This is a genomic window from Okeania sp. SIO2F4 (assembly GCF_010672385.1).
Classification (GTDB): Bacteria; Cyanobacteriota; Cyanobacteriia; order Cyanobacteriales; family Microcoleaceae; genus Trichodesmium.
The window spans coordinates 1-12,985 of the sequence record NZ_JAAHGT010000180.1 but is presented as its reverse complement, the minus strand read 5'-3'; the positions used below and the strand labels follow the sequence as shown (position 1 = coordinate 12,985).

Here is a 12,985-nt window from a genome sequence, read left to right as displayed (position 1 = left end):
TAGATTCTACCTATGTATCAACTAACTATTAATATACCAGAAGAAACAGCCTTAGCCTTAAAATTAACCCCTGAAGAACTTATATCATGTCTCATTAAATAGCTGTCATAAAGAATCTTTCCTCAACCCCGTAGGGACGTTGCATGCAACGTCCCTACATTGCTAATTGCTGCCATTAAACTTTATGAATTAAGTCGTCTTTCCTCCGGTACTGCTGCAAATTTAGCAGGTATTCCCAAAATCCTATTTCCGTTCTACTAAACTTACCCAAACTTACCCAAAATCTATTTTGAGCTTTGGAGCTAGCTTCCTGTTTCACAGAAGACCACTGACCGCAGTCTGTTACTTATCTTCTCCACAGGCTTGAAATCGCTTGGAACTCAAGCTACTTATTCACATAGTTTGCCAAATTGACAGCAGCATTAAAGTCTCTGTCAGCTTGAAATCCACAGTTAGCACACTCATAAGTTCTCACATTTAATGGCATTTTTTGTTGATGCCCACAATGAGAACAGATTTGAGAACTTGGATAAAATCTATCAGCGATTGTCAATTCACTGCCATACCACTCGCACTTGTATATAAGTTGACGCTTAAACTCATAAAAGCCACAATCTGCTATCGCGCTTGCTAGTTTATGATTTTTGAGCATTCCACTTACGTTCAAATTTTCTATCACTATGGTGCTGTGGTTCTTAGCTAACCATGTTGTGACTTTATGTAGTGCATCTGCTCTGATATCAGCTACTCTTTTATGAAGCCTTGCTAGTTTTTTGATGGCTTTGGCTCTGTTTTTCGAGCCTGGCTCTTTTTCGTTGACACGCCGTTGATAACGAGTTAGTCGTTTTTTTGCTTGTTTGTAGGCTTTAACGTTGGCAAATTTTGTTCCATCGCTACAAGTTGCTAGAGCATTTATTCCTACATCTACACCGATAATATCTCGTTCTTTTGTAGTCTGGCCAGGCTGCTCTTCATATTTAAAACTAATGTACCACTCACCTGCTCGCTTGGATATTCTCACATTTTTGACTCTGCAAGAAGGTAAGATTTCATAAGTTTTTACCATTCCTATTCTTGGTAGTTTTATGTAGTTTCCTTTCAGAATCTTAATATTTCCTTCTAGATAGAAACTATCTTTTCTCCCTTTTTTCTTAAACCTAGGAAATCCACGTTTAGGAATAGTTAAAAAGTTTTTAAATGCCCTCTCTAAATCTCTTAATGCTTGTTGAGGAGCACATTTTGACACATCATAATACCAGAGATTTTCACTTTTTACTTCCCTCACCAAACGTTTATGTAAAGTGATAGCACTCAGTCGTTTCTTGTTTGATTCATATTCACAGATGCAAGTTGCTAATCCCCAGTTGTAAGCATGACGGGCTACACCTGCGTGTTTGGCAAGTATTGTTTTTTGGTAATTGTTAACTTTTAATTTAGTCTTGATTGATTGCATTTTAATTTATCGGCCACCTCGTTTTAATAGTTTAATAAGTTAGATATAAATCTAGTATATCACAGTAAATATATATTTATGTTTAACTTTGTCTAATTATTTTAATACTGTTGATAGCCCCTTACCCAATTTTCAGCAACTGTCACTAAACTTGGCCATGCTATAATCTCAATCATACCTATTAGTTATAAGGTGAAGCCCAATGGTTTTAACTGCCCAACAATTAGAGGCAATAATGCCGGATGCCACTCAACTAGAAAGCGACGAACCTGAAATGGAAAGTTCTCAACACTATATGCAACTGATGTTGCTAGTTATTTGTCTGGAATGGTTATGGCGCAATAGAAACGATTACTTTATCGGTGCCAACTTGACTATTTATTACAGTCGCCAGCAGCTAAAGACTCGCGACTTTCGCGGTCCTGACTTTTTCTTAGTCAAACAAACCCAGAAGCAACCTCGGAAGTCATGGGTAGTTTGGGAGGAAAACGGTAAATATCCCAACTTAATTATCGAGTTACTATCGGACTCTACTGCTAGAGTTGATCGCAACTTAAAAAAACAGTTATATCAAGACAACTTCCGTACCCCAGAGTATTTTTGGTTCGACCCCGAAACTATAGAGTTTATGGGATTTCGTTTACAACAAAATCGCTATGAAGAAATTCAACCGAATAACCAAGGTTGGCGTTGGAGTCAAGAATTAGAATTATACTTAGGAGTAGACGGAGGTCAACTGCGTTACTTCACTGCTAACGGCGAACGAGTGCCGACTCCCCAGGAGGCAGCAATACAAGAACAATTGCTAGCTCAACAGGCTCAATCACAAGCCCAACAGGCTGAATTACAGGCTCAACAAGAACGAGAGCGAGCGGAACGCCTAGCTCAACGACTGCGCGAACTGGGAATTGACCCCGACGAATAATTTAACAAAGTCAGAAGTCAGAAGTTATATCATGTCCGCTACCATCGGTATTGTATAGCAAAGGTAGGGAACAGGGAACACTTAACTGGGAACAGGTAGCAAGGCTTAATATCAAGAAAAAAACTTAAATTTCCTGTAGATATTTACACTTGGGTTTACACAAACGATATAAACGGACATGATATAATATCATGTCTGGTTGAATAGTTATAAATAAATGAGGGAGGTAAGAGTCAGGAGTCAACCCACCCCTAACCCCTCCCAGGAGCGGAAGTCAGGAGAAAGAAACTATAAAAAGGAGAAAGTTTTTTTTATCACTAATTATCCGGACATGATATTACAGCAGATTTCAAGTATATGAAGTACAGATGAACAATTAAATTTTCCCAGGGCACCTTGCCCACGATAGCTATACTTCATAAAGTGAAATCCACTGTAACTGATAACTGAAATACTAACCAATAGCATCCTTCAAAGCATTCTGAGTCATAGCAGCGATCGCTTGATCTGTCGCCTTGGGTAAATGATAATACTTACCTCCCGCTTGTTTCGCCAACTCCTTCGCAAACCCAGTCGAAACAAACTTATTCTCAGTATCTATCATCAACAACTGAATTCCCAAACCCCGAATTTTAGCAGCTATTTGCAACAACTCCTCCTTAATATTCGGCTTCTCATCATCCAACATCGGTTCCCCCAAAGAACGCGCCAACGGAATATTCCCGCGCCCATCAGTAATGGCTACAATAACCACCTGACCTACATCACCAGACTGTTTGGCATTCACACCAACTCTCACCGCTTGAGTCAAACCATGTGCTAAAGGCGAACCCCCACCACAAGGCATTTTTTCCAAACGTCGTCGCGCAGAAGTTATGGAACGAGTCGGCGGTAATAACACCTCCGCCTGTTCCCCCCGAAACGGAATTAACGAAACCTGGTCTCGACTCTGATACGCCTCCGTCAACAACTGCATCACCGCACCCTTTGCCGACTGCATTCTATTCAACGCCATGGAACCAGAAGCATCAACCACAAACACCACTAAAGCACCCGCCTTTCTTGCCAACCGTTTCGCCCGCATATCACCCTGTTCAACAATAACTTTGCGGTTTGGTTGACGTTCTCTTCTAGACTTTTGATAAGGAGCAGCAGATCGCAAAGTCGCATCCACAGCAATACGTCGCACCTTACCTTTAGGCAACATTGGTTTCACATAACGCCCCCGGTCTTCAGAAAAAATCATACTTCTACTACCAGACTTACCCTGACGGTTTGCCGTTTGAGCAAACATCAGCACACTATCATCTAATACCACTCCCTCCGGATCGAACAAAAATTCTTCGGGAATACTTGCCTCCTCTTCCTCTGGAGGTTCGGGGTTTTCCTCGTCTTCCTCTTCCTCTTGTTCGTGTTCCGACTGGTCTTCTGGAGGAGGTGGCGGTGGAGGTGGCGGTTGTTGTTCTTCTTCGGGGGGAGTTTGTACTATTGTTGCTCGCGGTACAATAACTAACTCCACCGCTCGACGCAAGTCATCAGCATTAACAGTTGTTCGTCCGTCTAGTGCTGCCGATGCTCTAGCAACTCGCACGGCAAAAAGTTCTGCCCGATGTCCTTGCACTCCTCCACGAACTGCTTCTTCCACTAAATAGAGTATTTGTTCATGAGTAATAACCACATCTTTTACCCACTCCCTCGCCAACAAAATCTGAGTTTTGAGATTATCTATATCTTCCGTGTACCTTTCCAGAAAAGCTTGAGGAGAATTAGCATAACTTAAAGCTTGTTCCACTGCCTCCACCCGTTGGTCTAAACCTAAAACCATATCTGCTGAGAGAGCGATCGCTATCCTATCCAGCAAATGTTCTCGTAGTGGCCCCTCTTCAGGATTATAGGTAGCAATAAATAGAGGTTTACAAGGATGTTGAAAACTAATACCCTCTCGCTCTATCTGATTTCTCCCTTCTGTCAAAACCGTCAGTAATAGATTAGCAATATTATCATCAAGCAGATTAATTTCATCTACATATAATACCCCTCGGTGAGCAGATGCTAATAATCCTGGTTGAAAGACCGTTTCTCCCTGTTTGACTGACTTTTCTACATCCACCGAACCCAATAACCTATCTTCTGTCACTCCCAAGGGAACTTGAATAAAAGGTGCAGGGATAACTTCCGTCGGTATTTCTTCTGCTGTAGCGTTGGGATACTCTTCTAAAAGTTCCTCATCCCATTCTTCAGGATAGTTGGGATTACAGTTGCTAATAGAACCTTTGACAATTTCAATAGGAGGTAAAAGGGAATGTATAGCTCTGGCCATTACAGATTTAGCAGTCCCACGACGGCCAGCAATGGCGACTCCTCCTAATTCTGGATCGACGGCTGTTAACAATAAGGCCAGTTTTATTGCTTCTTGTCCAACTACAGCAGCTAGAGGAAAGTTGATAATAGTGGGAGGGTTAACGACAGGCATAGTTTGAATAGTTTGACTCTTACTTTTTAGGATATCAATTAATGGGACATATTTTTCCAGTCGGGGCGGGCGATCGTGAAACGATGCGGAGCATTGTCGCTTCTGCTATATCTAGAATTAAAAACCTCTATAGAAGCTCTAACCGTATCTTTGCGGTGCGTAAAAATTTTTGAGGTACGGAGTCGTCTGTGGACACACGGAAATACACCGAAAAGATGGAAAAATATTCCAATACACCCTATAACCCCATCTCCCTATAACCCCATCTCCCCATCACACTATCTATTTTTCCATAGACTCCAAATGGGTTCTATAGAAGCTCTAACCGTATCTTTGCGGTGCGTAAAAATTTTTGAGTTACGAGTCGAGAGTGGAAGAATACAGCAAAAAGATTGAAAAATACTCCCCTACTTTTAAGATTCATTCGCGCTCGATCACCATGTTAGCTAGTAATAAATTTTGCATTCTCTGAAGCTTTCACAAATATATATGCTTGTTTTTCCCTCATCAAATCTTTCCATCCATCCCTTCTGAGTGGAAAACCACCAACATTTTCATTCTATGAAGCTCCTGAAAAAAATCGGCGCGTCAAAGGATTTTCCCTTGCATCCTCACAAAAATTCTGATATCATAAAAACTAGCTGGGGTTACTCGCCCATGTACATGATTTTTTATTCAACTCACTTTCTAGCTAATAGACAATCAAATATTCAGGAATTTTCCCCAGGAGAAATACCAGAAATATTTTCATTGGGCGTTGCTCCCAGAAAAAATATATATGCTGATTTTTCCCATCATCAAATCTTTCCATCCATCCCTTCTGAGTGGAAAACCACCAACATTTTCATTCTATGAAGCTCCTGAAAAAAATCGGCGCGTCAAAGGATTTTCCCTTGCATCCTCACAAAAATTCTGATATCATAAAAACTAGCTGGGGTTACTCGCCCATGTACATGATTTTTTATTCAACTCACTTTCTAGCTAATAGACAATCAAATATTCAGGAATTTTCCCCAGGAGAAATACCAGAAATATTTTCATTGGGCGTTGCTCCCAGAAAAAATATATATGCTGATTTTTCCCATCATCAAATCTTTCCATCCATCCCTTATGAGTGAAAAACCACAAACATTTTCATTCTATGAAGCTCCTGAAAAAATCGCCGGGTCAAAGGATTTTCCCTTGCATCCTCACAAAAATTCTGATATCATAAAACCTATAGGATTTACTTCGCCCATACTTATGATTTTTTATTCAACCAACAATAGTATAGCAATGAGCGCTCAGGTATTTACAAGGCGCAGTTCAAAGTGCATTCTACAAAAGGCGTAAAAAAAATAATGTGTAAATATGCCAGCGCACATTGCTATATAGTTTCGAGCGCGATAGAACTCCGTTCCGCTTCGCGTTTCGGCTGTCAGCTCAATGAAAGGCGGAGCCTAATAGTCTGGCACAGAAATTATGATAGGTAATTAGATTTTAATATCCAAGTATTTTCAGAAAAGTAACTTCTCAAAATCATTGTGGCAGACTACTAGCGGCAGCTATATCGCATAATGTTGTAGAAAAGAAAATCAAGGTAAAAGTTCTCAAATGGGTTCTATAAATGTGGAGACTTCAGACAGACTTTTTCGCTCAAAAAAGGTGAGCAAGATACCCACCTTAATTATTATTGTTATGCACTTCTAGAAACCTGATAGTCAAATATTTTTTTTACTAATTGAACGATGGGATAATTTCTTTTTATTCAGCCAAAATCCAAAACCTACTAAACTTAAACCAACAACAACTCCTGGTTCGGGAACATCATTAGAAGGTGGTTCTTGTTTCTGATAACTCACTTCACCATCACCTGAAAAATTGGGAGATGAATCCAAATCTGTGTAATCAAACTCATTTTTGAATAAGTCCCAAGACAAAGGATCGCCAGGATAATCCCAATCTAGACCTTCAAATACTCCATTAACAAATAAAACACCATCTGCATCATTTTCAAAGTCTAATGTTTCTACTCCAAAGGTTTGCCCTAACCAATTAAATTCAAAATCCAATACTTGTTTAATGACTGCCTCAGGGCTATCTTCAAATTCTTCACCCTCAGAATCAAAAGTAAAATAGCCTGACCCAGTAGTACCATTGTGAGGTCCTGGTCCCTGAATATCTGAGACTGAAAAATCATACTTCATTAATACTGCTTGAGCTGGGATACCCATAGTTAATGAACCCAAGCTAAGAGCTACTCCACCACTAGCAACGACTAATTTTTGGTAGATATTTTTCATTATCTTATCCCCGTGTAACTACAGAATAGAATCGTTTTAGGATAACAAAAATTTTTCGTCATATTTACGGTTTGATACAGAATTTAATCACGACAAAACTTCTTTCTTCTTTTGTTTGTCAAGGTAAGCGATCGCTTCAAATGCTAAATTTTCGATCTATCTTTAAATTTAAGCTACATATTATTATGATTAAAGTCTTGAATTTTTAGTTTTTGAATTAAATATAGTAAATTTTACAATATTAATAGCTTTTACTTATTCGTATTATTATTAATATCTATATATTGCTGTATGGCTAAACCCCTCATTGGTGTTATACTACGTTTAGTAGATGCACCCTGATAGTTATAGTCCCTTAGCCAATTTTGGCCAAGGGACTTTTTTTATTTATATATTTGGAGCTTAGCTTAATGAAGCTTATATTTTTTTTATTTACTATATTATTTTTCCAAACAATTAACTACTAAAATAATTTTTTATTATGTTTTATATAAATTATAAATATATACTAATGAGGGGTTAAACCCCTTGATGGTGTTATACTACGTTTAGTAGATGCACCCTGATAGTTATTTGTCCCTTCGTCAATGTTGGCCAAGGGACTTTTTTTATTATATTTGGAGCTTAGTTTAATGAAACTTATATTTTTTTTATTTACTATATTATTTTCCAAACAATTTACCGATGGGTTTTACCCCTCACTGGTGCTATACTACGTTTAGTAGATGCACCCTGATAGTTATTTGTCCCTTCGTCAATGTTGGCTAAGGGGCTTTTATTTTTTAGATTTGCTATTAAATTAATTAATCTTGTACAAAATTATCGTTGCTATGCTGCGAAGGTTTTGGGTGTTAGGTGTTATACCATTTCTCAAAAAGAATGCTATATATGATTGGTAGGTTAGGGACGCCCTTATGCAACGTCCGTACGGAAGTGTGGGAGGTGTGGGGAGAGGAAAAGTAGGAAAAATCTATAAAATACCGACTAATAATTGTCAAAAACAGACTTTTAATCTTAGTAACTATTGAGGTGTTGAAGTATAGCTGAAGTATAGCATTAATGCATGGTAATTGGTGTTAGATAGTAGATTTTGATCGGCTTTATAGCGCTTTTCAGACAGGTGAACCCAGAGTCAAAATAACCATCCTGGACGTTCCATGAAACGTCCCTACTGTAGTCTAATAATCATAAAAACTGCTGTAAACCGCTCAACTAAACTTAATCAAACTTACTCAAAAATCTGAAAGCTTAGTTGAACGCAAGTGGATCGACCACTACAAGGTTAAACGGCAAACCCTGAATAATTAATAATTAATAATTAAAATTAATCGAATCTAGGTTTAAAGCCTCTACTTTTACATTGATAATTAGCTCTAGTATTCATTATTCATTATTGATTAATTAAATCTGCATTTAATAATTTATTTTCCCTGGTTTTATACAACCCTCTTGTTACTCTTTTTCCACTAAATTTCGGTTTTTTCTCTCCATATTTTGGTAACTTATCACCATCTAAACAGCTTGATTGAGATGTATAGGATTCTTCTGTAATTATTACTTTTATTTCTCTTAGTTGGGCTTTATACGTTAACATCTCTATTAACCGATAATGAGGGATATTCACAAATTGTTGATTGTTCTTTTTCCCTAATTTTACCTCTTGTTTCCAATTCTGATTTTTCCCAATGATTAAGATTCCTATTTCATGGTTTACCGAATTATTAATTATTAATAATTAATAATTAAATAATTTTGGTTTAAAGCCTCCCCTTGGATAGGGGAAAAAAGCGGTCGAGGGATGGCGAGGTCTCCTCGCTTGCCTCCAATCTCCCAAGAGAGAAGAAATAATATTTCCTGATCTTCAATCCTCTCGGTTAAAACCTTCTTGTAATTATCAATTATCCATTATCAATTAATGAAACACCAATTTATTACTCTTTTACAGGCTGTATGTAGATAATTTTTTACTCGACAATTTCGTTTCGGCTAAGAGCCGACATGAATGTGAGTTAATTTTTTGAACTGATGAGAATTACATGGTCTGCCTTTAATCATGCTTAGGTGCACTTCCTGTTTGATTTGTAGTTACAGCTATTAAGTTATTTACCCCATTATCTACTCCTGCTATTTGTTAAGTTTCTGTTGTTTCCTCCCCTTTTTCATATACTATTTCTATTATGTAACAGCTACTTTTGGGGATAATTCTGGCTTCTATTATTTCTGTCTGTGAAGTGGGGATTTTTATTTCACTCATAGACAGATGACAAATTCATTTTTTTCAGGCTTTCTGATAAATTGATTCATCTGGATAGGGCAGTATGTTTCGACCTTTTGTCTTATGTTTATATTTGGGGATTTTCGGTTTCCCTAAAAATTTAAATGCGTTGTTTTTGCCACTCTTTTAAAGGGGCAAAATAACTACTCCAAGCTGAGTCTAATCTTCTGATTATTTGCTTACTTACTTTGGTAGGTAAAGCATGAATTTTGGAACTTTTAGATACCTCGTGGTACAGTTGATTAAAGTTTAATTTCTTTTCCGAGGAAAAGAAATATTGACGATAATAATAGTTAGCGCGCGTTAAACAGATTTTTCGACAAAAAAACCTTGTGGTCACAAACTGACCACAAATCATGTGATTTGCTGATAACATGACGTTTAACTAGCTTCATATCTTAAATTGTAGCTGATAAGGACTCAATGGAGCCACAACTGAGAAAAATTACTTATTTTAGCTTGATAGCTATATTTATGAGGATTTTTGATAAACTTTAGATAAATTTTCGCTTTCTGTATTTACCGAATAATTAACAATTATTAATTATTAATTAAATAATTCAGCTTACTCTGCCTCCCCTTTCAAGGGGAAAAGCGGTCGGCAAGCGGAGCAGTCCGTTAGGATGGGATGGCGAGGTTTCCTCGCCATATCCAATCTCCCCTTGAGAGAAGAAATAATGTTTCCTTATACTCAATTCCCGAGCGGTTTTAACCTTCTTGTAATTATCAAGTTCGCAATTATCCATTATCCATTATCCATTATCCATTAATGAACCCCACCTTCATAATTGGTTTGTGCTACTTTTAATCTCGTTAAAACGCTCAAATATTATCAAAGCACTTCAGTAGATATAGCATCACGCTATGACAATATTGTTATTGACAACAGTGAAGGCAGTTCGCCTAGTCTAGCAAAGCTCTTAACATTATGTTTCGAGCGCCATTAATGTCCCGTGCGATTACATGAGCGCATTGAGGACATTTATAAATCTTGGAACCACCCAAGCTATTATGAACGTGACCAAAATTCGTACAAGTTTTAGAGGTATAAGCTTCATTACAACGAACGACTAAAACACATGAGCGAGCAGCCATCTGTTCTATATGAGAGGCAAATTTTCCGTGACTCCAACTCAACATATTTCTGACAGATTTGCGGTTAATTTTTCTGGATGATTTAAGAACCATTTGAGAAGTTTCATAAGTGGGGAGAAAAATTAGTTTGTAGCTATTAACTAGCATTGAAGCTACTTTGTTATGCAAATCCTTTACTAAATGTTGAATCCTACTTCTCATCCTAGTTGCTGCTTTGCGCATTTGATAACGTTGGCGTTTGTTGTTTGATAATGCGGCACGACTTAATAAATTGTCAAGGTGCGAGCATAAACGGTTAATTCGCCCGATGTCTCCCTTACCAATTTCTAAAACGTTTTCACCATCATAGCCAGTTAAAAATGCTCTATTTCCTGGATCTAATGCAATAACTTTATCGGAACCAGTTGTTGATACTTCGGCGTGTTGAGGAAAGCAAGCAAACCACTGTCCTCGTTGATAAACAAGCTCAGTTCCATAATCACAATTACGAGGTATTTGATATCCAATTGCTGTACAAAAAAGCATACCTTTTACCTTTTTAGGAAACCAAGTTCCATCCCGATAAGCATCGTTTTTAAACTGAATTGTTTGGGATTTATTTCGACAAGAACGATAACGTAATTGAAAACTTTGACTGTTGTTAGCAACTAGGGCTTGTTTGTATGTTTGTTCTGCTTCAGCCACAGCTTCTTGTCTGGTTTTCCCTAACCCGATCGTCCATTCATTTTCAGGTTGAGTTTGTTTGCTTTGAATTACTTGGTCTAAAGATTTTCCTTTTGGCAGATTTCTTTGATGATTAAAAAACTCTACGCACTGATTATAAACCCAACGGTAAGCTGCCAACCATTGTTTCCAAATTTTATGTAGTTCAATACTCGGCCAAACTGGAACTTTTAAAACACTATTTGGCCTCAGTTTTTGACTCTTTTTGTATGGGTTTTTCCCGTACTTTCTCACTGATTTCTTTTTTGTATCTTCGCAACCCATAAAGCCGCGAACTGAAACAGTGGATGATGGACAACATATCTTGAACGAGTTCTTGTTCGGGACTAAGGAAGCTGTTATTGAGAACCAGGAGTTCGCATCCATTACGTTCGCATAACCACTTAACCAGTTCAAATCCGAATCTAACAAGTCTGTCTGGGTGGGCAACCACAAGGCGTTTGATATCACCTGTGAGAACTCTGTCCAAAATGGAGAGGAATCCCTTCCGCTTAAAATTAAGTCCGCTGCCAATTTCTGATACGATTTCTGCTTCTGGGAATCTTGAGAGTAATAATTCAATCTGTCCTGACATATCGTCTCGTTGGGAATGGCTCGACACCCTTGCATAACAAACGGTGGTAATTGCCCTGGGCAAACCTGCTGCTTGTTCGATTTCTTCGATTGAGTATCGCCTGTGTCCTGATGGGGTTTTGATTGCCTTGATTTTGCCTTCTTCTTCCCATCGTCTGAGACTTGAGACTGCAACTCCAAGGATGGACGCTGCTTCTTTGGGTCTGACATATTTCATGCTTATCAATCATTTTTTTCGCTCTTAGCACGATTTATTATTCTTCGAGCGATTTAGAGAGAAAATTAATAATTTGTTACCAACTCTTATCTAAAAAAAACCGCTCTCTGCTAAGAAAGCAGAAAACGGATTGGAAATAGTTACAATTAATGGAGCATATGGGAGTCGAACCCATGTCCAAAATGGCTATTCACCCTTCACTCATTCACAGGTTTAGCTCTTTTTAACCCTCAGAGCAGGGACCATCCATTATCCCGGATGGCGGGATGCTCTGGTGAGGTCTTAACTAGCAGCAGACCAGAGGCAGTTTGCTAGTGCATCCGTTGGGGTTAAGTCTGTAATCCTTAACGGAGTCAAATCACAGACGCTCGAACCTATAAGAGGTGTTTTCGCAATTAAGCTACAGCTACTTGCTTACGAGCAAAAGGTACAATGTTGTTTGCACTTATTATTTTTTGAGCCCAGGATTTGCGAGAGAAGACTCACTCTCGACCTGCATCACAAAGCAGATTTCACCACCCTGTCGAAACCGTTAATGCCCCGCGTGGTTATTCTTATATAATACACAATTATTTTGACATACTCCCGATTTTGCGCTTACGCGACAAAGCAGGATTCTTCAGCCTGGGAAACCCTGACCGCTGTTTTGACAGAGGTGATGTCGTCCCCCTGTATTTGTTTATATTTTAGCTCTTGACATCCTCCCGACGTTGGGCTTACAAGGGCATCCTGAGATTCCCTAACATCACTGATAGGGGCTTTTTACTGCCTCTTGCCTCCTTTCCTTCGGAATGCTACGCAAACAGAGGAGCTGCGCTAACATAGCACCTGCCTCTAAGGCCAAACCTCTTTTCGGTCTTACGGTCGCTCTACAGACAAGACAGCCCGGTCTTGGGGTTCTCACCTATGAGCGACTAGCGCTGATACTGATAGCCGTGCAGCCTTATTTTTGCACTATAGCACAAAAGT

At 38.6% G+C, this 12,985-nt stretch carries 11 protein-coding genes and 1 other RNA gene; 3 read left to right on the top strand and 9 right to left on the bottom strand.

What is annotated here, in order from left to right; translation table 11 throughout:
• The first annotated feature begins 159 nt into the window (after positions 1-159).
• The gene (locus F6K22_RS42035; RefSeq protein WP_363273519.1) at positions 160-261 is read left to right on the top strand and encodes a UPF0175 family protein; all 102 of its coding nucleotides are present in this window, start codon (positions 160-162) and stop codon (positions 259-261) included.
• 124 nt (positions 262-385) lie between these two features.
• Here F6K22_RS42035 and F6K22_RS13825 read toward each other — a convergent pair whose 3' ends face one another.
• A complete protein-coding gene (locus F6K22_RS13825; RefSeq protein ID WP_293098466.1) occupies positions 386-1,453 on the bottom strand; it encodes an RNA-guided endonuclease InsQ/TnpB family protein in 1,068 nt (355 codons plus the stop codon).
• Between the two features lie 202 nt (positions 1,454-1,655).
• On the opposite strand from F6K22_RS13825, the gene F6K22_RS13820 reads away from it, so the two are divergent.
• Complete coding sequence (locus tag F6K22_RS13820; protein WP_293098463.1) at positions 1,656-2,378, top strand: Uma2 family endonuclease; 723 nt, start codon at positions 1,656-1,658, stop codon at positions 2,376-2,378.
• 454 nt (positions 2,379-2,832) lie between these two features.
• Here F6K22_RS13820 and bchD read toward each other — a convergent pair whose 3' ends face one another.
• Positions 2,833-4,851 carry a magnesium chelatase ATPase subunit D gene (bchD, locus tag F6K22_RS13815; RefSeq protein ID WP_293098460.1) on the bottom strand — a complete coding sequence of 673 codons (2,019 nt, stop codon included), beginning with the start codon at positions 4,849-4,851 and terminating at the stop codon, positions 2,833-2,835.
• Between the two features lie 75 nt (positions 4,852-4,926).
• Here bchD and F6K22_RS13810 point away from each other — a divergent pair, with 75 nt between their 5' ends.
• Positions 4,927-5,247 (top strand): hypothetical protein, encoded by a 321-nt coding sequence (locus tag F6K22_RS13810; protein ID WP_293098457.1) that lies wholly within the window; start codon positions 4,927-4,929, stop codon positions 5,245-5,247.
• A 1,304-nt stretch (positions 5,248-6,551) separates the two neighbouring features.
• Here the strand turns inward: F6K22_RS13810 and F6K22_RS13805 are convergent.
• The 7 genes from F6K22_RS13805 to ssrA form a co-directional block, all read right to left on the bottom strand.
• The gene (locus tag F6K22_RS13805; protein WP_293098454.1) at positions 6,552-7,133 is read right to left on the bottom strand and encodes a PEP-CTERM sorting domain-containing protein; all 582 of its coding nucleotides are present in this window, start codon (positions 7,131-7,133) and stop codon (positions 6,552-6,554) included.
• A gap of 1,390 nt (positions 7,134-8,523) precedes the next feature.
• Complete coding sequence (locus tag F6K22_RS13800) at positions 8,524-8,829, bottom strand: IS200/IS605 family accessory protein TnpB-related protein (RefSeq protein ID WP_293098469.1); 306 nt, start codon at positions 8,827-8,829, stop codon at positions 8,524-8,526.
• Positions 8,830-9,264: 435 nt separating this feature from the next.
• A complete protein-coding gene (locus tag F6K22_RS13795) occupies positions 9,265-9,387 on the bottom strand; it encodes a hypothetical protein (RefSeq protein WP_293098451.1) in 123 nt (40 codons plus the stop codon).
• A gap of 121 nt (positions 9,388-9,508) precedes the next feature.
• Positions 9,509-9,784 carry a hypothetical protein gene (locus F6K22_RS13790; RefSeq protein ID WP_293098449.1) on the bottom strand — a complete coding sequence of 92 codons (276 nt, stop codon included), beginning with the start codon at positions 9,782-9,784 and terminating at the stop codon, positions 9,509-9,511.
• Between the two features lie 527 nt (positions 9,785-10,311).
• Positions 10,312-11,460 (bottom strand): RNA-guided endonuclease InsQ/TnpB family protein, encoded by a 1,149-nt coding sequence (locus F6K22_RS13785; protein WP_293098447.1) that lies wholly within the window; start codon positions 11,458-11,460, stop codon positions 10,312-10,314.
• Positions 11,405-12,016 carry an IS607 family transposase gene (locus F6K22_RS13780; RefSeq protein ID WP_293098444.1) on the bottom strand — a complete coding sequence of 204 codons (612 nt, stop codon included), beginning with the start codon at positions 12,014-12,016 and terminating at the stop codon, positions 11,405-11,407. Before F6K22_RS13780 ends, F6K22_RS13785 begins: the two co-directional genes overlap by 56 nt.
• A 147-nt stretch (positions 12,017-12,163) precedes the next feature.
• Positions 12,164-12,558: a transfer-messenger RNA gene (gene ssrA / locus F6K22_RS13775) on the bottom strand.
• Between the last annotated feature and the right edge of the window lie 427 nt (positions 12,559-12,985).